Genomic DNA, 23,879 nt, shown 5'->3' with positions numbered 1-23,879 from the left:
AACAATCATCGTTCGACTCACCATCGTTCAACGACTAACCGATGTGTTTGGGATACCGGAGCAGACCATGAAGAATAGCGAACTGAATCAACGCCGTCTGGCCGCCACGCCGCGTGGTGTGGGCGTCATGTGTGACTTCTATGCTGAGCGTGCGGAAAATAGCACCCTGTGGGATGTTGAAGGTCGAGAATTTATCGATTTCGCTGCCGGGATTGCGGTACTGAACACCGGCCACCGTCATCCGAAAATTGTTGCTGCGGTGCGCGAGCAACTGGATCGCTTTACCCATACGGCCTACCAGATTGTGCCTTACGGCAGCTACGTTACCCTTGCCGAACGCATCAATGCGCTGGCGCCGATTGAAGGCGCGGCAAAGACTACGTTCTTTACCACCGGAGCCGAAGCGGTGGAAAACGCGGTGAAAATTGCTCGCGCCTACACCAAACGCCCCGGCGTGATTGCCTTCAACGCCGCGTTTCACGGCCGCACACTGCTGACCATGACGCTAACGGGCAAAGTGGCACCGTACTCTACAGGATTCGGGCCGTTCCCCGGCTCCATTTTCCACGCGCTTTACCCCAGTGAACAGCACGGCATTACCGTTGAGCAGGCGTTGGAAAGCGTTGAACGTCTGATGCATACCGATATCGCCGCCGATCAGGTGGCCGCCATTCTGCTGGAGCCGGTGCAGGGCGAAGGTGGTTTCAACGTCGCGCCACCGGCCTTTATTAGCGGGCTACGTAAACTGTGCGATGAGCATGGCATCCTGCTGATTGCTGATGAAGTTCAGACGGGCTTTGCCCGTACCGGCAAGCTGTTCGCGATGGAATATTACACGGAGAAAGCGGATCTGATCACGATGGCAAAAAGTCTGGGCGGCGGTTTCCCGATCTCCGGCGTCGTCGGTCGTGCTGATGTCATGGACGCACCTGCGCCGGGTGGGCTGGGCGGCACCTATGCGGGGAACCCGCTGTCGGTGGCTTCCGCGCTGGCGGTATTGGACGTGATTGAAGAAGAGAAATTGTGCCAGCGGGCACAGCGTCTGGGTGCTGCGCTGGTGGAAACGCTGGAGAAAATCAAAGCGCAGTGTCCGGCCTTGGTAGCGATTCGTGCGCAGGGGTCGATGGTGGCGGCGGAATTTAACGATCCGCACACCGGAAAACCGTCGGCGGAGGTGACCCGTCAATTTCAGAAAAGTGCGTTGGAAGCTGGTCTGCTGCTGCTGACCTGCGGTGTACATGGCAACGTGATTCGTTTCCTGTATCCGTTAACGGTGCCTGACGATCAGTTCAGTAAGGCCATGAGCATCCTGACGCGCGTATTTACACGATAGAAGAGAAACTATGCAACAGAAAGCAACTATACCGCTAAAACAGCAAGCGTTATTCCGCCAACACTGCCTGATTGACGGCGAGTGGCAAGACAGCCACAACGGTGAACGTCTGGATGTCACGAATCCGGCGACGGGTGAGGTGCTGGGTAGTGTACCGTTAGTGACGGTGTCACAAACTGAGCAGGCGATTGCCGCAGCTGAACAGGCGCTGGTTGAGTGGCGTAAAAAGACGGGGAAAGAACGTGCCGCGTTGTTGCAGGCGTGGGCGCGCCTGATTATGGATAATCAGGACGATCTGGCTGCGCTGCTGACGGCGGAACAGGGCAAACCGCTGGCGGAAGCACGGGGTGAAATCGCCTACGCCACCAGCTTTATCGACTGGTTTGCGGAAGAGGCCAAACGTATTGAAGGCAGCGTGCTGCAATCGCCACAAGGGCAACAGCGCCTGCTGGTCATCAAGCAGCCCATCGGCGTGTGTGCGGCGATTACGCCGTGGAATTTCCCGGCGGCGATGATTACCCGTAAGGTCGGGCCCGCGCTGGCGGCGGGCTGCACGATGATCGTCAAACCTGCTGAACAGACGCCGTTTACCGCGCTGGCGTTGGCGGAACTGGCGCAGCAGGCCGGTATTCCGCGCGGCGTGTTGCAGGTCATCGTCGGTGACGCGCAGTCGGTCGGCAAGGTGCTCTGCGATAGTCCAGTGGTGCGCAAACTGAGCTTCACCGGCTCCACGGAAGTCGGTCGCATCCTGATGGCGCAAAGCGCGCCAACGGTGAAAAAGCTGTCGCTGGAACTGGGTGGCAACGCGCCGTTTATCGTGTTCGATGATGCCGATGTGGATCTGGCGGTGAAAGGCATTCTGGCCTCCAAGTTCCGCAACAGCGGGCAGACCTGCGTCTGCGCCAACCGCATCTACGTGCAAGAGGGTATTTATCCTGCGCTGGTCGAACGACTGGTAGAGGAAGTGCGCAAGTTGAAGGTCGGTGAGGGTACGCAGCCGGGTGTGACGCAGGGACCACTGATCGATGCCGATGCGATTAGCAAGGTTGAGCAACATATTGCCGATGCGCTATCGCACGGAGCAACGCTGCTGCTGGGGGGCAAACGCCATGAGCTGGGTGGCACGTTCTTCACACCAACCATCGTCGGCGGGGTGACGCGCGACATGCGTTTTGCCCGTGAAGAGACATTCGGACCTGTGGCACCGCTGTTCCATTTCAGCGATGAAGCGGAGGTGATTGCGATGGCGAACGATACCGAGTTTGGGCTGGCAGCCTATGTCTACACGCGTGATGCCGTGCGCCAGTGGACGGTGCCGGAAGCTCTGGACTACGGCATGGTCGGCATCAATACCGGCCTGATTTCGAACGAAGTCGCGCCGTTTGGTGGCGTGAAACAGTCTGGGCTGGGGCGTGAAGGGTCACGATTCGGTATCGAAGACTATCTGGAAATGAAATACCTCTGTGTCGATCTTTCCCGGTAACACATCGCTTAGATCATCGGTAAGAAACGCGTGTCGATAGTCGATATCGGCACGCGGATACCAAACGCGCAATGCGTTTAGGTGGTGCAAGGCAATATCAGCGTGCACCACAATATGGCAAAAATGGCGAAGTCTCATCAGGTGTAAAGGATGGTCGTCTCCTCCTGATGCTTCTCATCCCCGTTCCCGCCGCCGCTGTAGTAAAACATCAATAAAATTTTTGAATTGGCACAATTTATGCTCATATTTTTTGGCATGATTATTTTGATACATGATGCATCAAAAATGATGCGCAAGAAATAGCGTGCGCTAATAGTGATACGCATTTGACCTTTACGTTGACTACCACTCCAGGAGCGAAATGATGTTCACATTTAATAACAGGTTCACATTCAATAACACGCCCAAAGCAAAGGGACGTCAGGCGCTGAAGAAAATTGCGGCCACGGCTTTTCTGGTGACGATGGCCTGTCAGGCGCAGGCGGAGTCCGTCACGGTGATCTCATTCGGCGGATTAAACAAGGACGCGCAGGATAAGGCATTTTACAAACCGTTCGCCGCTGCGGGTAAAGGTACGGTCGAAGCCGGTGAGTACAACGGTGAAATGGCGCGTATCCGGGCGATGGTGGAAACCGGGCAGGTAGGCTGGGACGTCGTGGAAGTCGAAGGTCCTGAGCTGATGCGTGGTTGTAACGAGGGATTATTTGAGCCGCTGGACTGGTCAAAGCTGGGCGATCAATCCCAGTTTGTCAAAGGGGCGGTCACCGAGTGCGGCGCGGGAATTTTCCTGTGGTCAACCGTCTTGACCTATAACGCGCAGAAGCTGAAGCAGGCACCGAAAAGCTGGGCTGATTTCTGGAATGTAAAAGAATATCCCGGAAAGCGTGCGCTGCGTAAAAGCGCCAAATTTACGCTGGAAATCGCGCTGTTGGCTGATGGCGTGAAACGTGACGATCTTTATAAGGTGCTGGCGACGCCAGAGGGCGTCGATCGTGCCTTTAAGAAACTGGATCAGATCAAATCCAATATTCAGTGGTGGGAATCTGGTGCCCAGCCGCTGCAATGGCTGGTGTCGGGCGATGTGGTGATGACGTCCGCGTATAACGGTCGCGTCTCAGCGGCGCAGAAAGAAGGGCATGATTTCAAGATTGTCTGGGCCGACAGCATTTACGATCTGGATAGCTGGGCAATCGTCAAAGGCTCCAAGCATAAGGCACTGGCGGAGCAGTTTATTGCGTTTGCCAACCAGCCGGAAAACCAGAAAGTATTCGCCGAGAACATTCCCTATGGCCCGACGCACATCAAAACCACCAGTCTGCTAACGCCAGCTGTCGCCGCCAATCTTCCGACTGCGCCTGAGAATTTGGCACAGGCCTTGCAGGTAGATACAGAGTTTTGGATCGACCACGGTGAAGAACTGGAGCAACGTTTTAACGCCTGGGCCGCGCAGTAAGGCCGTAGTGATTGACCGTACGTGATGATGGAGAAAGAGCCTATGTCCCAGAGCGATATCGCCGCCGCTGTGCCGTCTGGCGGAAACGAGGAAAATTCGACCTTGAAGCAGCAACTGTGGCTAGCGCAGAAAGCCTATAAAAAACGCTCTCTGCTGCTGATTGCACCGCTGTTTCTGTTTATCGTGGTGAGTTTTCTCTTCCCGATCACCTCGATTTTGGGGAAAAGCGTCTCCAATCCGGAATTGCGCGACAATATGCCACAGACCATTGCCGCGATGCGGCAATGGTCGGGCAACGATGTGCCGGATGAAACCGTCTTTCGGGCGCTGGTCGGCGATCTGCGCGATGCCCGCAGCAGCGGTAAGTTAAGCACGATTACCAAACGGCTAGGGTATGAAGGCGCGGAATACCGCACGCTGATTACCCGCACATTGCGCAAGCTGCCCATAGAGGGCAGCAGCGACGTGCGTGATCAACTGATCCGTGAGCAGCCGATGTGGGGAGAATTAGCGACCTGGAAAACGTTCGATCGTGCGGCGCGGCCTTTTACCAGCTATTACCTGTTGGCGGTGTTTGACCATAAAGTTGATGCCACCACGCAGCAAATCGTCCCACAGCCAGCCGATCAGGCGCTGTATGTGGACGTGCTGCTGCGCACGCTGCTGATGGCGGGCGTGGTAACACTGCTGTGCGTGGGGCTCGGATACCCGCTGGCATATTGGCTGGCGAAGCAGCCCTCTAATCGCGCCAATCTGTTGCTAATTTTGGTGCTGCTGCCGTTCTGGACATCACTGATCGTTCGCACCGCGAGCTGGATTGTGCTGTTGCAGTCCGGTGGATTGATCAACCGTTCGCTGATGAATATCGGCATTATCGATGAACCGCTGGTGCTGGTATTTAACCGTATCGGTGTCTACATCTCGATGACCCACATCCTATTACCGTTCTTCATTCTGCCGCTGTACGCGGTGATGAAAGGCATTTCCCCGAACTATGTGCGGGCGGCGGTCTCACTGGGTGCGCATCCGTTTATCGCCTTCTGGCGGGTTTATGTGCCGCAAACCTACGCCGGTGTGACGGCAGGAGCGCTGCTGGTCTTTATGATGGCGATTGGCTACTACATTACGCCAGCGCTGTTAGGCGGGCCGAGCGACCAGATGCTGAGCTACTTTGTCGCGTTCTTTACTAACACCACCATGAACTGGGGAATGGCGGCCGCGTTAGGGACACAACTGCTGATTATCGTGACGCTACTGTACGTGGTGTACATCCGGGTAACGCGCACCAATGCGGAAGCCGCGGCGCACTAGGCTCGATATCCGTAACTTTATATTGGGAGATAGCAAATGAGACAGCAGGGTGAAGTGGTTATCCGTCTGTGGAATACCTTCTTTAATTTCTACGGGGCGGCGATGCTGTTGTTTTTGATTGTCCCTGTGTTGGTGATTGTTCCGCTTTCGTTTAATGCCGGTTCGTTTCTGAGCTATCCGCTGACGGGGTTTTCCCTGCGCTGGTATCGAGAGTTTTTTAACTCCAGCGAGTGGCTGGGTGCACTGGGCAACAGTCTGCTGATTGCTCCGCTAGCGACGCTATTGGCGACGGTACTCGGCGTGTTGGCATCCGTCGGGCTGGTGCGCGGTGAGTTCCGCGGTAAATCGCTGGTGATGGCGGTACTGATTTCACCGATGATTGCACCGGTGGTGATTGTTGCGGTAGGGATGTTTTTCTTCTTTGCCAAACTGTCGCTGTTGAACAGCTATCTGGGTTTGGTACTGGCACATGCGATGCTGGGCGTGCCGTTCGTGGTGATTACGGTCACGGCGGTATTGAAGAACTACGATCACAACCTGACGCGCGCTGCCGCGAGTCTAGGTGCTTCGCCGCTGCTGGCTTTTCGCAAGGTGACGTTTCCGCTAATTGCACCCGGCGTGTTTTCCGGGGCGCTTTTTGCCTTTGCGACGTCGTTTGATGAAGTGATCGTCACGCTGTTTCTCGCCAGCCCGCGCCAGCGTACGCTACCGCTACAGATGTTTGCTGGCATCCGCGAGAACCTCGACCCGACGATCGCCGCTGCCGCGACCATGATGGTGGGTGCTGCGCTTATCCTGCTGATCGTGATGGAAATCCTGCGCCGCCGCTCGGAGCGTTTACGGAGTGGGGGCTAAGGTGGTAACCACACCACGCTAGGGTGTGCCCCGTAATTCTTGTTTAGTGTTGGTGGTGTGTTTCGTGCGCGTTGATAGCTTATTTCTCCCTTCGTGTGTCGTTTCTTGCACACGTAATACACAGCACAATGGGGAGTAGTTATCCGGCGTAAGAAATTATGCAGCGGTGGGCATGAGTACCGAGTGAGCGGCATGGATGCCGCGAAAGCCAGTGTCGCGTAGGGAACGCGTCACTGGTGGCTCGAATAGTGCTCATGAACACCGATGGCACCGCGCAGCGGCATAATTTAGCCGGAAGCCAGGGTTCGCAGGGCGACGGCGATTGAGCCGCCCTGCGTCGGGCGCGTGCTACGAAGTTGCATGAAATGGCAGTGCTGTCGCGCACGAAACGCTCTCTGATTCGGCATAAAAATGTGTTTAAGAGCGCATTTCGTCAAGGGGAACGATCGTTTTTTGCTGAAATTTTTTCAGCTTTTTTTAAAACTCAATTTATGATGCATCAAACACCGTTTTGATGCATCGTCTACAAAGACTCAGGAGGTTCGGTATGACAGCACAAAAAACACTCTTGCTGACCGGTGCCAGCCGGGGAATCGGGCATGCCACCGTTAAGCATTTCCACGCGGCGGGGTGGCGGATCTTTACCGCGTCGCGTCAGAACTGGGCGGAAGAGTGCCCGTGGGCGGAAAAGTTGCTTAACCACATTCATCTCGATTTGGAAGATATCGACAGCCTGCAACAGACGCTGCCGCTGATTAAGGAAAAACTGGGTGGACGGTTGGATGCGTTGGTCGATAACGCAGGGATTTCTCCAAAGGGGGAAGGCGGGCAGCGTTTGGGCGTGCGCGACACGGACTATGCGACCTGGCTGCGGGTCTTCAACGTCAATCTGTTTTCCTGCGCACTGTTGGCAAACGGCCTGTTTGACGAGCTAAAAGCATCACAGGGCTGTGTGATTAATGTGACCTCAATTGCCGGATCGCGCGTTCATCCTTTTGCTGGTGTTGCCTATGCCACCTCAAAAGCGGCGCTGTCCGCGCTGACGCGGGAAATGGCGTTTGATTTTGGTCAGCATGGCGTTCGCGTGAATGCGATTGCGCCGGGGGAAATTGAAACCTCGATTCTGTCACCCGGCACGGATGACATCATTGAACGGCAGGTGCCAATGCAACGCTTAGGTAAACCCGAAGAGGTGGCAAGCCTGATCTATTTTCTCTGCACCTCCGGTGCGTCTTATGTCAACGGCGCGGAAATCCACGTTAACGGAGGGCAGCATGTCTGACGGACGGCTCACGACATTTTCTCCCATGTTCCAATCTTCTGCGTCCAATCAGCCGGTGTTTGCCGAGGCGGTATCGCATAGCGACGACCTGATGACGCAGGCCGTGCCGCAGGTTTCCTGCCAGCAGGCGCTGGCCATTGCCCAGCAAGAATATGGTTTGTCCGGGCAGATGGCGCTGCTTCAGGGAGAGCGCGATATGAATTTCTGCCTGACGGTCACACCAGATGAACGCTATATGCTGAAGGTGATCAACGCGGCGGAACCTGCCGACGTCAGCGATTTCCAGACTGCGCTGCTGCTGCATCTTGCTCAGCAGGCACCTGAGCTGCCCGTGCCGCGAATCAGGCTGACTCTCGCGGGTCAGGCGGAAACGTGCGTTGAAATGGGTGGCGTACTGCTGCGCGTGCGGCTGGTGAGCTATCTGGCAGGTACGCCGCAGTACCTAGCTGAGCCTTCCACGGCATTGATGCCGCAGTTGGGAAGCACACTGGCGCAGTTGGATAATGCGCTTCACGGCTTTACGCATCCGGCGGCGAACCGTTCGCTGCTGTGGGATATCAGCCGTGCAGAGCAGGTGCGTCCTTACCTCGATTTTATTTCTGAACGACAGCAGCATCAGCATCTTCGGCGCATTTTTGATCGCTATGACAGCCGCGTCGCGCCCGAATTGATGACGTTGCGCCGTCAGGTCATTCATAACGATCTGAATCCGCATAATGTGCTGGTCGATGGGGCGTCACCGACACGAGTGACCGGCATTATCGATTTTGGCGACGCCGTATTCGCCCCGTTAATCTGCGAAGTCGCGACAGCGCTGGCGTATCAGGTTGGCGATGGCGCCGATCTGCTGGAACATGTGGTGCCGTTTATTGCCGCGTATCACCAGCACAGGCCGTTAGCACCGGAGGAGATCGCACTGTTGCCGGATTTGATTGCGACCCGCATGGCGCTGACCCTGACGATTGCCCAGTGGCGAGCATCACGCTATCCCGACAATCGGGAATATCTGCTGCGTAATGTTCCGCGCTGTTGGCACAGTTTGCAGCGCATCGCGACCTATTCCCATGCGCAGTTTGTGACTCGCCTACAGCAGGTTTGCCCGGAGGACATGCTATGAGTCAGAGAGATATCACGCCTGAAATGACAACGACAGAAGCGTTGCTGGCACGTCGTCAGCGGGTATTGGGCAGCGGTTACCGCCTGTTTTATGAAGAACCGCTGCATGTTGTGCGCGGCGAGGGTGTGTGGCTGTTCGATCATCAGGGGAAACGTTATCTGGATGTCTATAACAATGTGGCCTCGGTCGGGCATTGTCACCCGGTGGTGGTGGAGGCGATGGCACGGCAAAGCGCTCAGCTCAACACCCACACGCGGTATTTGCACTCAGCCATTGTCGATTTTGCGGAAGATTTACTCAGCGAATTTCCCGCCGAGCTAAATAACGTGATGTTGACCTGTACCGGCAGTGAGGCCAACGATCTGGCGTTGCGCATTGCCCGCCACATCACGGGGGGAACGGGCGTCCTGGTGACGCGCTGGGCGTACCACGGCGTGACCAGTGCGCTGGCGGAGCTGTCGCCGTCGTTGGGGGATGGCGTGGCGCGCGGTAATCATGTGAAGCTGATTACCGCACCAGATTCCTATCGTCAGCCCGGCGCATTTCTTACCAGTATTCGTGAGGCGCTGGCACAGATGCAGCAGGAAGGTATTCGTCCTGCCGCGCTGCTGGTGGATACCATTTTTTCCAGCGACGGGGTGTTCTGTGCGCCGGAAGGCGAAATGGCACAGGCGGCGGCGCTGATTCGCCAGGCTGGCGGATTGTTTATCGCGGATGAAGTGCAGCCGGGCTTTGGTCGCACCGGGGAGTCAATGTGGGGCTTTGCGCGTCACGGTGTCGTCCCGGATTTGGTGAGTTTAGGGAAGCCGATGGGCAACGGGCATCCTATCGCCGGGCTGGTTGGGCGTTCCGCATTGTTCGAGGCATTCGGGCGAGAAGTTCGTTATTTCAATACGTTCGGCGGCAATCCGGTTTCTTGTCAGGCGGCGCACGCGGTACTGAGAGTGATTCGGGAAGAGCAGTTGCAACAGAACGCTCAGCGAGTGGGGCATTATCTGCGGCAAGGGTTACAGCAATTGGCGCAGGACTTTCCACTGCTCGGCGATATTCGGGCTTACGGCCTGTTTATCGGTGTAGAGCTAGTCAACGATCGTGAAAGCAAAACGCCAGCAAGTGAATCTGCATTGCAGGTGGTGAATGCGATGCGCCAGCGCGGCGTGTTGATCAGCGCGACAGGGCCCGCGGCGAACGTGCTGAAAATTCGCCCGCCGCTGGTGTTTCAGGAAGAACACGCCGATGTGTTTTTAACCACGTTGAGCGATGTCTTAACGCTAACCGACAGCACCCGCGCGCCGAGATAACCGATTACGCGGGTGCAGTAAAATGCGGGAAGGTTAGATGCGGAACGCCGCAACGGCGTGGCTGAGTTCACCTGCACGTTCGGACAATGAACCGGCGGCAGCGGCGGCCTCGTTAACCAGTGCGGCGTTCTGCTGCGTGACCGTTTCCATCTGCGAAATCGCGGTATTAATCTGTCCTATGCCCAGACTTTGTTCATGGCTGGCGGTGGAAATTTCGGTCACCAGCGATGCAACCCGTTTGATGTCCTCTACGACGCTCTGAATCGTGCCGCCTGCGTCTATGACGACGGTGTGACCGAGGTTTGCCTGCTCGACGGACGTCCCGATCAGTTCTTTGATCTCTTTCGCCGCGCTGGCACTGCGCTGTGCCAGCGTGCGGACTTCGCCTGCGACGACGGCAAAGCCTCGTCCCTGTTCGCCCGCCCGAGCGGCTTCCACGGCGGCGTTCAGTGCAAGAATGTTGGTCTGGAACGCAATACCGTCGATCACGCTGATGATATTGGTGATTTTTTCTGCGGATGACACCATCTGTTGCATGGCATTGGTCACATCGCCCATCATCTTGCCGCCATCAACGGCGCGCTGCGAGGCGGTCGTTGCCAGTTGGCTGGCGTGGGCAGCATGAGTGGCGTTCTGTTTAACAGAGGAGGTCATCTGCTCCATTGACGCCGCCGTTTCTTCCAGCGAACTGGCCTGCTGCTCGGTTCGGGAGGAGAGGTCGATGTTGCCACTGCTGATCTGGCTTGATGCAGTTGCAATGATGTCTGCGTTGCTGTGTACACGCTCAACGATATCCGTCAGGTTCAGCACCATTTCCCGCAGTGCGGTTTGCAATTGTCCCATTTCATCGCGCGAGGTAATCGCGATGCGATGCGTCAGATCGCCGCTTGCGACTTTTCTTGCTAAATCCACCGCATTTTTTATCGGTACGGCAATCGACATAATCAACCGCCAGCCGGATAAGGCAACGATAACGACGCCGACAAGAAGCGTAATGACTACGAAAAATAATAGATTACTGAAACTACTTTGTGATTCGGAATAGAGTGTCTGACCCACATCAGATTGTAATTTAATCAACTGGTCTGCTGTTTTTTGTAGCGGCGCGTATTAGCTTTTTAATGTGTGATTGATAATATATTCTAATGCATCTTTGTCATTTTTATGTATTGCATTGATGGCGGAAACAACGACTTTATCATTGTATTGCTTATATAATACTGCAAACTGTTCTTCTAATATTTTTTCTTCGCCCGTTAAATACGTCTTACTGTATAAGTCCCATTGCTCATTATAAATTTTCTGTGCGTCTTCGATGTGCGCTAGCCCGGTCTTCACATTGTTCGGTTGAGAGAGGTCAATGCTGGCGATTTCAAACATCACGTTGTTCACCTGTCTGGTGATATTATCCAGATAGCCCAGTGCGATCAGCCTGTCCTGGTACAGGGTTTTCATCGACTGGTTGGTATTATTCATGCCAAATAACCCAATCAAAGAGACAACCAAAAGCAATAATGCCATTAACAACATAACCGAAATTAATTTAAGTTTAATGCTCATAAGTACCTCTAAATGACTCCCGAATAAGGAGCGGTATTTCTATATCGACGGAGAAAAGATAAGGTTTATATTGAGGTGAACTAAAATTAAAAAATGGCATTAGGGGACTTGTAACAGCGTCGATTTACATTGATTTACAAAGCGATCGCTATTCTATGCTGATACGCAAATAACCATTAAAATATTATCCTGCCTGGAAAGTTACCGTTACAGCTAAAAGCGTGGAATAATCGTGAAGATGCGCTATGAAGGTACGACTGTAGAGTTATCATTTCTTCATAGAGGGGCGGTTTTAAAAAAAAGAATCATTAATTTTTAAAAAAAGTGAAACGACACCGAGTGAAGATAATAATGATAATGAATTTCCGTAATTAAATATTATCTGCCTGTGGCGTTCCTCTTCCCCGCGTTAGAAAACGCGAAGAAGAGGGATCCGTTAGCGGCGCTGTGCTGACTGCACGGCGTCATGCAAGTTGAGGCGCTGCCAGAAATTTTGCGTGCCTTTGTCGCCCGGCGCACCGGAAAGTGGGTAACCGTCAGCCAGCGCGGTTTTCACCATCAGGTTTTTTCGCTCGGCGGCGGAGAGATGTGGAAGCACGGGCTCGAGCAGGACTTCTGCACCTTCGGGAACGCTAATCGGAGACGCTTTACCGGGTTGCGCCGGTAGGCCGTAGGTCATCGTGTAGCGATAAAATGTCTTCATTTCCGGCGCGGCGTAGGGGTCGTCCTGTGGAGCGCTCTTGGCGCAGGCGCTCAGCGTCGTACCACAGGCCTTCTCTAGCGCGCTGCGCAACTCCGTCTTCGCCTGTTCAAACAGTCGGCGATACTGTGGATCGTTGAGGTAATGCGCCACGTTACGTTCGGCCAGCATCCGTGACCCGATTACATCCAGTGGATAATGTACGCCCAGTACGATGCGTGAATAGCCATAGCGCGCGCCGCGATCGATTAACGGGACGAAACGCTCAGGGATCATTTCCGCTAAGAGCAACGCATCGGTGTAGCCGGTGTTGGTATGCCCGCTCGGGAATGCGCCGCCGGAAGCCGTGTAGGGCTTATTATCGCCAATCACGGCGGTATCCGGCACCAGATGAATGGTGTTGTTCGGCTGGAGGAAAGGGCGCGGATAGTTAAAATGCTGTTTAGCCGCGGACGTACTGACGGCGGATAGCTTGAGTAAAACGGCTGCCTTGCGTATTTCACCGTGGTTATACGCGTTAATGAAGACCTTGCCCAAGCGTGGGCCCAGCGCATCAGCCAGATAATAGAGATACCCCTGACCCTCTGCATCCACCAGTGCCTGTTCGCGCTGCCCGGTGGTGGCTTCGCGATTAATGCGCGTCACAATAGCGGTGTTTTGTTGTAACACATCGGTGGAAAGGTGTGAGAAGGATTCCAGTAGCGCAATGCCCGCCTGCTGGTTGGCTTTCACGGCGAAGTCATAACCGCTGTTGTTGAGCCAATCGATATCCGCCATTTGTGGCGTTTCTCTCGCCTGCTCTAACTGCGCTCGGGTAAGCTGTGGCGCCTCTCCCTGGATCGCTTTGCGCAGCGCAGCCTGAATGGATTGTTCCAGTTCAATCACGTGAGGACGGTTACTGGCCTGCGTGGTGGTATCGACAATGGCGCTGATACTCGCGTTATCTGGCTGAGCCGGAGCCGCCACGCCATAGAGGGGGAACAGAAAAAGGCCAGCAACAGGCAGCCGTTTGAACGCCGATAAGATATTGAGCGCGGGTAATGTTTTGGTCGCCGGTAGCAGCATAGAGCGATAACGCATGGTGGCATCCTTAATCGGGAAGATAAACGTTTTCAGTGCGGGATCAGGCTAGGCGCTGATTGTGATAGTAATGTTTCAGGATATATTTTGAGATGCTTATCAACGAATTATCATGATTTGTTATGTTTGGTGATGTCGTGATGGGTATGGCGATAACCGAAGGCAGCGGTAACCTATATAGAAGAAAAAGACATAAAAAAGTTTCTAAAAAACAGAAAGGTGATTTGCTTTTTTTATCATTGACGCAAAGCTCATTTCTCTCTAACTTAAACAGACGAATATTTTTTAATATTTTATTGATTTATAAAGAATTAATCTAATTATAACAAAAATGGCAGCCATAAATAGCCCGGTTATTCCTCAATGCAAAAAGGCGATGAAGAGCCTATCTCTGTTCAACATAACAAGTGAAACAGTTCCGTGGGATAGGCTTAACGCCCGCTAATGAGAAATGACTTTACCCACAAACACAGGCTTCCCTACATCAAACAGGCTTACCTTGCGTATGCCACCGTTATATCTCTTAAAATAGTCAGTCAGCAGGAGTGAGTCAGGTAATGATTCGGTTAGAAAACGTGAGCGTTGATTTTCCCGCCGGCAAAGCAGCACAGTCCAGAGCGGTAAACAACGTCAACCTGACCATTCAACAGGGTGAAGTTTTTGGGATTGTCGGCACCAGCGGCGCGGGGAAAAGTACGCTGCTGCGGACAATCAATTTATTGCAGCGTCCAACTGAAGGACGCGTGTTTCTGGGCGATACGCTGATTAGCGATGCGTCTGGCCGCGAACTGCGTCAGCATCGGCAGCGTATCGGGATGATATTCCAGCATTTTAATCTGATGCACACCCGTAATGTGTATGACAACGTGGCGTTCAGCCTGCGTGCCGCGGGGAAGAGCAAAGAAGAGATTGCCTCACGCGTGCCGGAAATTCTGGCGCTGGTTGGGTTGCAGGACAAAGGGACATCTTATCCGGCGCAACTGAGCGGTGGGCAGAAGCAGCGTGTTGGCATCGCCCGCGCGATTGCTAACCATCCCGAAGTGCTGCTGTGCGATGAACCCACCTCGGCACTGGATCTGGAAACGTCAGCCTCAATTCTGGCTTTATTGAAAAGTATCAATATTCGATTAGGCATCACGATCGTGCTGATTTCCCATGAAATGAGCGTGATTAAAAGCATTTGTCAGCGCATGGCGGTGATGACGGGCGGCAATATTGTGGAAGAGGGCGACGTCTTTACGATCTTCTCTTCGCCTCAGCATGCCTACACCAAACAGCTGGTTAGCCATACCAGTCCGGTCGAATTACCTGAACGCTTTAAGCAGAATAATAAAGGCGTCTTGCTGAAAATACTCTTCGCCGATGATTCGGTAGAACAACCGATATTATCCGATGTGGCACAGCAGTTTCAGGTATCGGTAAATATTCTGCACGGCAATATTGAATACATTAACGATCGCGCGCTGGGGCATATTATCGCCCAGATTTCATACCGTGACGATCCGACGGCGGATAACCTCGCCGCCGCTATTGCTTATATTCGACAGAATACCTTTGGGGTGGAGGTCATCAATGGCTGAGTTATTTGGTGAATTAGTTTTCGCCTTCGGTGAAACCTTCACGATGGTGTGTATTTCAACGCTTTGTGCGGTGATATTCGGCCTACCGTTAGGTATCGCGATTTATGTGACCGATCGTCATTTATTCTGGCAGAACCGTTTTATCTATCTGGTTTCGACCGTTCTGGTAAATATTATCCGTTCGATTCCGTTTGTGATCTTGCTGGTGCTGCTGTTGCCATTAACCCAGTTTCTGCTGGGGAACACGATAGGGCCAGTGGCAGCGGCCGTGCCGATGTCCGTGGCGGCGATTGCCTTTTATGCTCGACTGGTGGATTCCGCGCTGCGTGAAGTCGATCCGGGTATTGTGGAAGCGGCGGAGGCCTTTGGTGCCAGTCCAACGCGTATCATCGGCACTGTGCTGTTGCCGGAGGCGCTGGCGGGGTTATTACGCGGTCTGACGATCACGCTGGTCAGCCTGATTGGCTACTCGGCGATGGCCGGAATTGTCGGCGGCGGCGGTGTGGGCGATCTGGCGATCCGCTTCGGCTATTACCGTTATGAAACCGAAGTGATGGTCGTGACCGTGATTGCGTTGGTGGTGCTGGTGCAGATTGTACAAACGCTGGGTGATTTGCTATCACGACGGGCGAATAAGCGCGAACGCCGCTAAACCACGACAGAATAGGGTATTCAGGGCAGCAGAGAGATGTCATGAAAATAGACAAAATTGTATTAAGAAAAATGAAAATGGCGCTGAAAACGCCATTTACTACCAGCTTTGCGACGCAGACGGAGAAACACTTCTCCATCGCGGAAGTTCACGCGGGTGGACATATTGGTTACGGCGATTGCTCGGCAATTTCTCTGCCGTTTTATAACGAAGAAACCAACGTCACCGCGTGGCATATTATGCGTGACTTCCTGATCCCGATGGTTAAGCAGGCCGGAGATATTGAGCACCCATCACAGGTGCGCGATATTTTCGCGCCGGTAAAGCGTAATAACTGCGCCAAAGCGGCAATCGAAGGCGGTATTTGGGATGCTTACGCGAAAATAAAAGGCGTACCGCTACATCAACTGCTGGGTGGCGTACGGGATAAAGTCGAAGCGGGTGTCAGCATCGGTATTCAGGAAACGCCGGATAAATTAGTCAGCGTGGTCGATAATTTCCTGAAGGAAGGCTACAAACGCATCAAAATAAAAATCAAGCCGGGAAAAGACTACGACTATATTGCGGCGCTGCGCCAGACGTTTGGTGATATTACGCTGATGGTGGATGCCAATTCCGCCTACACGCTGGACGATATCGATTTCTTTAAGCGGATTGATAAATTCAATCTGCTGATGATTGAGCAGCCGCTGGCACATGACGATATTATCGACCACCGTAAACTTCAGGCCGCAGTGAATACGCCTATCTGTCTGGATGAAAGTATTGCGTCGGTAGAAGACGCGCGTAAGGCAATAGAGCTGGGTAGCGCCAAGATTATCAATATTAAAGTCGCTCGTGTCGGTGGTATTACCGAAACCAAGCTGATTCATGATTACTGTCAGGCGCACAATATTCCGGTGTGGTGCGGCGGCATGCTGGATACGGCAGTCGGTAAAGCGCACAACATTGCGGTATCAACACTGCCGAACTTTATCTACGCGCACGATATTCCACCGTCTTCCCGCTACTGGCATGAAGACTTCATGCTTCCATTTGTCGAATTAGACAAAGACAGCTGTGTTGCGGTGCCAAATAAGCCGGGAATCGGCTTCGATATCAACCCTGAACTGTATGACAAATATTGCTACGGACAGGAAACCTTTTTGTTTTAACGGATGTTGATTAACGATTTTTTAGTAAGCTTTTTTAGTAAAACATGTGAGCAGTAAAACGTTATCCAACACCAGGGAATAACGTTATAAAAATAGAAAAAAATAATGAGCGATGCCACACAGGGCATAAGAGTATGGATTTAGGGAGAAACACGGTGATGAGGTTCCCGTAGGGATACCTCACACTGTGGCCGCTCCCGGTATCTCGAGCTTAGCCCTGTGCTGGCGCTCTATATAACAATAACGAGAATGCCGTTAGCAAAACGGTAAACACTGACTAAATCGGACAGACAGGAACGCGACGATGCGATTGAAAAAACTTATTCCACTCATGCTGGCGTTGGGCATTTCTCAGGCTTACGCAGCAGATTCAGGCAAAGAAATCACCATCGGCGTATCGCCGGGGCCGTACGGTGATATGGTCACGAAAGCGATCAAACCGGAGATGGTGAAAAAAGGCTACGACGTAAAAGTGCGCGAATTCAGCGACTACATCCAGCCGAACCTGGCATTGTCGAACAAAAGTATCGACGCCAACCTGTTCCAAAACCGCCGCTACCTTGACCGCTTCAGTGCGGATAAAGGGCTGAAACTGGCGGAAGTGATCACCGTACCGACGGCCAGCATGGGCTTTTACTCCAATAAAGTCCGCTCGCTGAATGAGCTGAAAGCGGGCGATATCGTCACGCTGCCAAACGATCCGTCCAATCTGGCACGTTCGCTGGATTTCCTGCAAAAATACGGCCTGATCAAGATCAATCCAGAGATTACACCGACTAAAGCCTCGCTGCGTGATATCACTGAAAACCCGAAAGGTCTGGTCTTTAAACCGCTGGAAGCCGCACAGCTGCCGCGCGCGCTGGGTGGCGTAACCGGTTCGCTGATTAACGCCAATTTCGCGATTTCTGCTGGTCTGAATCTGTCTGACGCAATTCAGTTAGATGTGCTGCCGGAAGATCTGAAAAACATGATTGTCGTGCGTGCAGAAGATGCCGACAAACCGTTTGCTCAGGACCTGAAAGCCGCCGTTCAATCTCCGGAATTCGCCGCGTTCTTTGAAGATAAAAACTCCATGTTCCACGCGTTCCAGAAACCTGAGTGGATGAAGAAAGGCACGCACGCCGAGTAAACGATACCTGCATTGATTGACGTGATTGCCCGATATTACTATGGTAGTGATTACCATAGTAATATCGGGCAATCTTTTATGGGAAAAGAATGGGACAAAAAAGGATTTTTGTTGCGCGTCACTACGATAAATCTCGTAGAAAATCAGGCATAACCGATCAGCAGTTACGTGATATTGCGACTGATATTATTGATAATCCAGATAAAGGGGGTCTAGGTGGCGGTGTGTATAAGAAACGAATTGCTACTGGTCTGGGTAAACGTGGTGGCGCACGAACAATAGTGGCTTATCATCGTGCAGGTAACGTGTTTTTCTTTGAGGGATGGGAGAAAAACACGGTATCAACGCGCGGGAAAGAAATCCCCGATGATGTATTGGCTGCTTTTAAAATTGCGTCAACGGTGTTTAAAAACAAATCTGATGCCGATCTTGAAATAGACCTTAAAAACAAAGAGCTTGTTGAGGTGATAAATGGTTGATAAGCGCTTGTTAAATATACAGAGCATGATTCAGCGCCAACATGCCGCAGGTACGGTCAGCGACGTCGATCTTGAGGCTATCAACCGCTTGGTTGCGGAAAGTCGAAAGACGGAATCACGCGCCAGCATGGATGCAAGTAGAGTTCGAGCCATTCGTGAGCGTGAAAAAATTAGTCAAAGCCAACTGGCGGGTATCATTAATATGTCGGCTAATAGCGTTCAGAAGTGGGAACGTGGAGTAAGCTCACCAACTGGGGCGGCGTTACGAATACTTGAGGTAATTGAGAGAAAAGGGTTAAGTGCTATTCTCTGATGCTACTGTGATGAAAGATAAATTATGTTCAGTGGCCGTTTAATACGGCCACTTTTCGTTTATACGGCATGACGATCAGGTTCTAAACATCACCTCTGATTCGCATATTCGCGGTGTTCTTCTAATAGTGCCTGTCCTTGCTCCCCCAGTTCCCAGAACAACCCGGTCATGATCGCTAATCCTTCGCGGGCGACGGATTTCAGCAGGTGTTCGTTGACCGCGTGCTGGCCGCATGCCGGATAAGAGTGGGGAATCCACAGTGTTGGCAGGCCGAGGATGTCGGCGAAGACGTCATTCGGTAGCGATCCGCCCAGATTTGGTAGCAACGCGGGTTGTTTACCGCTGATTTGCTGCATCAATGCCAATGTCCAGTTCACCAGCGGATCTTCCGGGTTAAAGCGCGTCGCCGGAGAGGTGTTAAGCACCTCTATGTCCACCTGCGCAAAGCCATGTTGGTCAAGGTGTTGACGCACATGTTGTGCCAGATTCTGCCAGTCGGTGCCGACCACAAAGCGCAGTTGGCAAATCGCTGTCGCGTCGGCGGGAATCGCGTTCACCGGCTTACGCGGGTTGCCGGTAATGAACGACAGCACTTCCAGCGTGTTCCAGCCAAATAACCGCTCGGCAGGCGTGAGTCCCTCTGCGCCCCAGTTTTCATCAATCGCTGGATCGTCCTCGCCACCAGCGGGATCGATGGTGCTGAGAATCTCCCGCAGCGCGGGCGTCAACGGCGGTGGCAGCAGGGTGTCGATCTTCATCCGGCCTTGTCCATCCACCAGACTGGCTAAAGCGTTCGCCAATTGGGTGCCTGGATTGCTCAGCAAACCGCCCCAGTTGCCAGAATGGTAGGCCTGATCGCGTGCCTTGATGCGCAAACGGAAATTCACGCAGCCGCGAGAGCCGAGGAACAGCGTCGGGCGCTCTGCGCTGAGGCGTGGTCCGTCGGAGGCGATAAAGAGATCGGCCGCCAGCGTCTGTTTGTGCTGTTGGCACAGCTCGGCAAGCCCCGGTGAGCCAATTTCTTCTCCCATCTCGAACAACAGTTTGCAGTTAAAGCCCAGACGCTGCCCGCGAGCCTGAAACACCTGCTCCAGCGCCATCAGGTTAATACTGTGCTGCCCTTTGTTATCGGCGCTGCCGCGTCCGTACCAGTGATCGCCTTCTTCCACCAATTCCCATGGTTTGAGCCCATCGCGCCAGTTTTCTTCATCACCGAAAACCACATCGCCGTGGCCGTAAGACAGCATGGTCGGCAGGCTGGGATCTTCAATGCGTTCGGCCAGCAGAAAAGGGGGATGGCCTTCATCCAACGAGGTAATCTGTCTTACGCTGAACCCCATTGCCTGCAACGCGGGTTGGATTTCTTCCGTCAGATAGCGGTTCAGCGCGAGCTGGTTACCCGCTTTCTGACTCTCGCTGGCATGGGCAATGCGCCGTGCCAGCGTCTGTTTAAATTCTCCGCGATCGAAACGTTCACAGGCGATACGAATAAGGTCTGCGCTGGTCATGCCTTTCCTTGCTGGATAATGTGCCGAAGTTACCGATATTTAAAGAAAAAATGAGCTTTGCAACAATAATAAAAATTGCAATTAAGCTTTGCTTTTAATATAAACCTGCCAATCCCCCCGCGATGTCTGGAAGGAACGCCGTCATGCACAGCACCGAGATTCGTTATTTTCTGGTGGTTGCCACCACCGGTTCGCTCAGCGCCGCTAGTCAGCACTTGTTTGTGGCTGTTTCTGCGATCAGCCGTCAAATCCAGCGGCTGGAAGAACGCATTGGCGTGCCGTTGTTCGAGCGTCATGCGCGCGGCATGGTGTTAAATGATGCCGGGCGCATTCTGGAAAACCATGTGCGCAAGAGCATGATGGACATGGATGCCGCCGTGGCGGAAATTCAGGGGCTGAAAGCCAGCCGTCGAGCGCTGCTGCGCATCGGCTGTACGGAAGGGATGGCGTTTGATCTGCTGCCGACGCTGTTTGCGCGTTTTCGTCAGCATGACCCGGATACCACCTTTGCGCTGAAGGTGGACTCGGCGATGCAGGTGTCGCAGATGATTCGCAATGGTGAAGTGGATATCGCGCTCCAGTTTGCGCTGGCGCCCGAGCAGGGCGTGAATGTGGAACTGGCGCTGCCTGCGCCGCTGATGCTGCTGATGTCCGACGATCACCCGCTGGCGCAGCAGTCTATTCAACTGGCCGATTTGCATCCTTTCCCGTTGGCGCTGCCGGAACCCTCGACCACGCTACGCCAGCTGTTCGACCTCTCGTGCCGCATGAACGGCACCTTTCTGGAACCGACGCTGTGCTGCAACAACTTCACCACGCTTTATTACTATGCGATGAGCACGCCGGGTGCGGTTACCGCCTGTAGTTTCTATTCCGTGATGTACAAGTGCTTACAGGAACCGATGCGCCTGAAACCGCTGAATATCAGGCAGCTTGACCAGCGCTCACTTCAGATCCAAACGCTGGCAGGGAAAGCCCATGCGCCCCAGCAGCAGGCTTTCCTGGATTTCATGATGACGGAACTGCGTCAGGGGGAAGCGCACTACCTGAGTCAGGTGGCGACAGAGACGATTTATTGACGTTGCTTAGAATAAATGACTATAGCTATCAACGTATTCGTTTTTTGTTTTTCCCTTCACGTAAAAAATCGCGTTGAGGCGAGCGTGACTGCCGGGTGAGCGGCAGGACGCCGCGAAAGTCAGTGCCGCGCATGGAGCGCGTCACTGGCGAACCCGAATAGCAGTCACGAACGCCGAAAGCATCGCGTAGCGACGAGATTTCCGTGAAAAGCCTGGGGCCATGGGGCGGCGGCGAGTGAGCCGCCCCATGTCGGGCGCACACTGGGAGAGTTGAAGAAATCCACGTTGGCTGATGCGCACGAAACATTGCTCGGTGCAGACAGAAACGCGATGCCTTTGTTTTACATTCACTCCATCTCGATAATATCGCGTTTTTGCTCGTCTTCGAGCTGGCGAAGAACGCGATACACCTGCGCTACGGCCTGAAGCGTTTCGCGCGGAATGTACTGGCCTTCCGGCGTGGTGCGATACAGCGTACGGGTCAGCCAGATGAAGCGAATCACCGGAATGTCTGCTTTTTTCGCCTGAGCGATGAGTTCCTGCGCCGCACTATCTTCCCCTTTAAACAAGATGCGCGGTAACGGCGTTTTGCCGGGACGATAGTAAAGTCCCACCGCATAGTGCGTTGGGTTCACCAGCAGCATATCGGCGTCTTCGACTTTGGCTTTGGGGCGCGGGGCGGCGGGTTCGTTCATCAGTTCGTGTGCCAGCGACTTACGATGGCCTTTCATGTGGGGATCGCCTTCGGAATCCTTGTGCTCGTTGCGTAAATCCTCATGGCTCATACGCTGCTGTTTGAGAAAGAAATACTTTTGCAGGCCGAAATCCAGTGCAGATAGCACTAAAAGCGCCGTCAGCGTGGTGCGGGCAATACGCGTCAGCAGCGCTTTCACCCCTTGCCAAAAGCCGTGTAGATCGCCATAGGCTAATTCGACCAGCGCTTCCAGCTCCGGCACCACCACTTTATAAAAGACCGTACCGATCACTACGGCTTTCAGGATATTGGTCAGCATTTCCACCAGCTTACGCATCGAAAACATCTGCTTAAACTGGTTAATCGGGTTCAGTCGATTGAGATCGAGCTTCAGCGCTTCGGGCGCAAACAGCGGGCCATACTGGATCCAGCCGCCCACAATGCGCAGCAAGACGGCAATCGCGGCGGCTAACAGGCAGAGTGTGCCTGCCAGCACGGCGGCGTCATGAAAGACTTCTTTCGCCACCTGCGCAAACGGCGCATCCAGCCGTTGTAGCGGCAATTGCACCAGCGTTTGGAGTTTCCCCATGGTGCTGTCCGCTAATGCCAACACGCACTCCAGTAGACCGACGCAGATCAGCAGCTTGGGCACATCCTGACTTTGTCCGACTTCTCCTTTACGGCGCGCGTCTTCCAGCTTTTTATCTGTGGGCTGTTCCGTTTTCTCGCTCATGGTTCCGCCTGATTAGCTATTCGATGCCGTAAAAAGTAGTGGGAGCAGGTGCTTAAGATCCGGTAGTCCCTTCAGTCTGTCACTGCCCAGATACTGCAACACTGGCAGGTAGACGATGAAAAAGGCCATCCCGACCAGACACTTAGCCGGAATGGAGAGGACGAAGACCTGAAGCTGTGGGCTATACAGACTGAGTAGCGCAATACTGAATTCCAACAGCAGCAGTAGCGCCACCAGTGGCCCGGCGTACACCACCAGATGGGTGAAGGTATCGGCCAGCAGATCGAGGTAGACCTCAAACCCTTGTTCGCCCGGCGCGGGCAGCCAGGACAGTACCGGCCAGATCTGGTAGCTGTCCCATATCAGCTGCGTTAGTCCCTTCAGGCCGATACCAATAATCAGCAGCAGAATCAGGGTCTGTTTCAGTAGATGGCCAAGCGGCGTGGCGTCCGAGCCCAGTGCAGGGTTGAGCTGACCGCCCATCAACGCGCCGCGCTGGTTATCGAACAGGGCGCCGACGGATTCAAACAGCCAGAACGGCATCGCCAGAATCAATGCGATGAGCAGCCCGACAATAATCTCTTTCAACAGCAGGCCGGGCAGCATCGGCCAGGACAGCGGCGTCAGCAGGAGTTGCTGTTGCACGATGGGAGCAGGCAGCAGCGTCAGGGAAATCACCACCGCGTTGCGCATCATGCCTTTCAGCACGTTGAGTGAAAGAACCGGCACCAGAATAAAGCAGGGATACAGCCGGGCGATACCGAGCGTTATGGCGATGATAAAGTCGTAAACGTGCTGAATGGTGGCGATCATGCGGATTTATACCCCGGTCTGCGCAATCATGTTGAATGCGGTAATAGCCAACTGCATCAGCTCTACGCCAATCCAGCGTCCGCAGAGCGCCAACGCCAACCCGACGGAAATCAGCTTGACGGCGAAGGGCAGCGTTTGATCCTGTAACTGCATCACCGCCTGTAGCAGCGAGATCAGCACGCCGACGATCACCGCAACCAGCAGCGGCGGCGCCGAGAGCAGCACGACCATCACCATGGCCTGACGGAAAAGTGTGATTATTTCCATCGC

The 23,879-nt window shown here is 53.7% G+C and carries 22 protein-coding genes; 15 read left to right on the top strand and 7 right to left on the bottom strand.

The genetic code is table 11. The annotated features are described in order from the left end of the window. Positions 1-67: 67 nt before the first annotated feature. The 8 genes from I2D83_RS11935 to I2D83_RS11900 all read left to right on the top strand — a co-directional run bounded on the left by I2D83_RS11935 (position 68) and on the right by I2D83_RS11900 (position 10,135). On the top strand, positions 68-1,333 hold the full coding sequence (locus I2D83_RS11935; protein ID WP_205946581.1) for a 4-aminobutyrate--2-oxoglutarate transaminase: 1,266 nt from the start codon (positions 68-70) through the stop codon (positions 1,331-1,333). Between the two features lie 10 nt (positions 1,334-1,343). Next, entirely contained in the window at positions 1,344-2,816 is a 1,473-nt protein-coding gene (locus I2D83_RS11930) for an NAD-dependent succinate-semialdehyde dehydrogenase (RefSeq protein WP_205946580.1), read from the top strand. Positions 2,817-3,180: 364 nt separating this feature from the next. After that, on the top strand, positions 3,181-4,269 hold the full coding sequence (locus I2D83_RS11925) for an ABC transporter substrate-binding protein (RefSeq protein ID WP_205948179.1): 1,089 nt from the start codon (positions 3,181-3,183) through the stop codon (positions 4,267-4,269). A gap of 42 nt (positions 4,270-4,311) precedes the next feature. Then, positions 4,312-5,580 (top strand): ABC transporter permease, encoded by a 1,269-nt coding sequence (locus tag I2D83_RS11920; RefSeq protein WP_205946579.1) that lies wholly within the window; start codon positions 4,312-4,314, stop codon positions 5,578-5,580. 36 nt (positions 5,581-5,616) lie between these two features. Next, on the top strand, positions 5,617-6,435 hold the full coding sequence (locus I2D83_RS11915; protein WP_015840455.1) for an ABC transporter permease: 819 nt from the start codon (positions 5,617-5,619) through the stop codon (positions 6,433-6,435). A gap of 547 nt (positions 6,436-6,982) precedes the next feature. Beyond that, positions 6,983-7,717 carry an SDR family NAD(P)-dependent oxidoreductase gene (locus I2D83_RS11910; protein WP_015840453.1) on the top strand — a complete coding sequence of 245 codons (735 nt, stop codon included), beginning with the start codon at positions 6,983-6,985 and terminating at the stop codon, positions 7,715-7,717. Next, positions 7,710-8,834, top strand: coding sequence for a phosphotransferase (locus tag I2D83_RS11905; RefSeq protein ID WP_205946578.1), 1,125 nt, complete (start codon positions 7,710-7,712; stop codon positions 8,832-8,834). The genes I2D83_RS11910 and I2D83_RS11905 overlap by 8 nt, the downstream gene beginning before the upstream one ends. Next, positions 8,831-10,135: an aspartate aminotransferase family protein gene (locus tag I2D83_RS11900; RefSeq protein ID WP_205946577.1), complete on the top strand. Its 1,305-nt coding sequence runs from the start codon at positions 8,831-8,833 to the stop codon at positions 10,133-10,135. The genes I2D83_RS11905 and I2D83_RS11900 overlap by 4 nt, the downstream gene beginning before the upstream one ends. 33 nt (positions 10,136-10,168) lie before the next feature. Here the strand turns inward: I2D83_RS11900 and I2D83_RS11895 are convergent, their stop codons facing one another. The 3 genes from I2D83_RS11895 to I2D83_RS11890 all read right to left on the bottom strand — a co-directional run bounded on the left by I2D83_RS11895 (position 10,169) and on the right by I2D83_RS11890 (position 13,475). Further along, positions 10,169-11,215, bottom strand: a complete 1,047-nt coding sequence (locus I2D83_RS11895; protein WP_241007218.1) for a methyl-accepting chemotaxis protein — start codon at positions 11,213-11,215, stop codon at positions 10,169-10,171. A gap of 30 nt (positions 11,216-11,245) precedes the next feature. Beyond that, positions 11,246-11,695 (bottom strand): MCP four helix bundle domain-containing protein, encoded by a 450-nt coding sequence (locus I2D83_RS22365; protein ID WP_241007217.1) that lies wholly within the window; start codon positions 11,693-11,695, stop codon positions 11,246-11,248. 436 nt (positions 11,696-12,131) lie between these two features. Then, on the bottom strand, positions 12,132-13,475 hold the full coding sequence (locus tag I2D83_RS11890) for an acid phosphatase (protein ID WP_205946576.1): 1,344 nt from the start codon (positions 13,473-13,475) through the stop codon (positions 12,132-12,134). A gap of 557 nt (positions 13,476-14,032) precedes the next feature. Here I2D83_RS11890 and I2D83_RS11885 point away from each other — a divergent pair. The 6 genes from I2D83_RS11885 (at position 14,033) to I2D83_RS11860 (ending at position 18,782) form a co-directional block, all read left to right on the top strand. Continuing rightward, positions 14,033-15,055 carry a methionine ABC transporter ATP-binding protein gene (locus I2D83_RS11885; RefSeq protein ID WP_180779657.1) on the top strand — a complete coding sequence of 341 codons (1,023 nt, stop codon included), beginning with the start codon at positions 14,033-14,035 and terminating at the stop codon, positions 15,053-15,055. Then, positions 15,048-15,707 carry a methionine ABC transporter permease gene (locus tag I2D83_RS11880; RefSeq protein ID WP_015840447.1) on the top strand — a complete coding sequence of 220 codons (660 nt, stop codon included), beginning with the start codon at positions 15,048-15,050 and terminating at the stop codon, positions 15,705-15,707. The genes I2D83_RS11885 and I2D83_RS11880 overlap by 8 nt, the downstream gene beginning before the upstream one ends. Positions 15,708-15,748: 41 nt before the next feature. After that, on the top strand, positions 15,749-16,861 hold the full coding sequence (menC, locus tag I2D83_RS11875; protein WP_015840446.1) for an o-succinylbenzoate synthase: 1,113 nt from the start codon (positions 15,749-15,751) through the stop codon (positions 16,859-16,861). Positions 16,862-17,165: 304 nt separating this feature from the next. Then, positions 17,166-17,990, top strand: a complete 825-nt coding sequence (locus tag I2D83_RS11870; RefSeq protein WP_181846866.1) for a MetQ/NlpA family ABC transporter substrate-binding protein — start codon at positions 17,166-17,168, stop codon at positions 17,988-17,990. 89 nt (positions 17,991-18,079) lie between these two features. Further along, complete coding sequence (locus I2D83_RS11865) at positions 18,080-18,469, top strand: type II toxin-antitoxin system RelE/ParE family toxin (RefSeq protein ID WP_205946575.1); 390 nt, start codon at positions 18,080-18,082, stop codon at positions 18,467-18,469. Continuing rightward, on the top strand, positions 18,462-18,782 hold the full coding sequence (locus I2D83_RS11860) for a helix-turn-helix domain-containing protein (protein ID WP_181846864.1): 321 nt from the start codon (positions 18,462-18,464) through the stop codon (positions 18,780-18,782). The genes I2D83_RS11865 and I2D83_RS11860 overlap by 8 nt, the downstream gene beginning before the upstream one ends. A gap of 89 nt (positions 18,783-18,871) precedes the next feature. Here I2D83_RS11860 and I2D83_RS11855 read toward each other — a convergent pair whose 3' ends face one another. After that, the gene (locus I2D83_RS11855) at positions 18,872-20,290 is read right to left on the bottom strand and encodes a M20 family metallopeptidase (protein ID WP_205946574.1); all 1,419 of its coding nucleotides are present in this window, start codon (positions 20,288-20,290) and stop codon (positions 18,872-18,874) included. A gap of 143 nt (positions 20,291-20,433) precedes the next feature. Here I2D83_RS11855 and I2D83_RS11850 point away from each other — a divergent pair, with 143 nt between their 5' ends. After that, a complete protein-coding gene (locus I2D83_RS11850; protein ID WP_205946573.1) occupies positions 20,434-21,369 on the top strand; it encodes a LysR family transcriptional regulator in 936 nt (311 codons plus the stop codon). A 347-nt stretch (positions 21,370-21,716) separates the two neighbouring features. On the opposite strand, the gene sctU is transcribed toward I2D83_RS11850, so the two are convergent. The 3 genes from sctU to sctS are packed head-to-tail and all read right to left on the bottom strand — an operon-like array spanning position 21,717 to position 23,876. After that, positions 21,717-22,796 (bottom strand): type III secretion system export apparatus subunit SctU, encoded by a 1,080-nt coding sequence (gene sctU, locus I2D83_RS11845; RefSeq protein ID WP_015840442.1) that lies wholly within the window; start codon positions 22,794-22,796, stop codon positions 21,717-21,719. Between the two features lie 12 nt (positions 22,797-22,808). After that, complete coding sequence (gene sctT / locus I2D83_RS11840) at positions 22,809-23,609, bottom strand: type III secretion system export apparatus subunit SctT (protein ID WP_205946572.1); 801 nt, start codon at positions 23,607-23,609, stop codon at positions 22,809-22,811. 6 nt (positions 23,610-23,615) lie between these two features. Beyond that, positions 23,616-23,876 (bottom strand): type III secretion system export apparatus subunit SctS, encoded by a 261-nt coding sequence (gene sctS / locus I2D83_RS11835; RefSeq protein WP_015840440.1) that lies wholly within the window; start codon positions 23,874-23,876, stop codon positions 23,616-23,618. Between the last annotated feature and the right edge of the window lie 3 nt (positions 23,877-23,879).

Source organism: Pectobacterium aroidearum (assembly GCF_015689195.1).
Lineage (GTDB): Bacteria > Pseudomonadota > Gammaproteobacteria > Enterobacterales > Enterobacteriaceae > Pectobacterium > Pectobacterium aroidearum.
The sequence above is the reverse complement of the archived record's forward strand: the minus strand, read 5'-3'. Positions and strand labels throughout refer to the sequence as shown.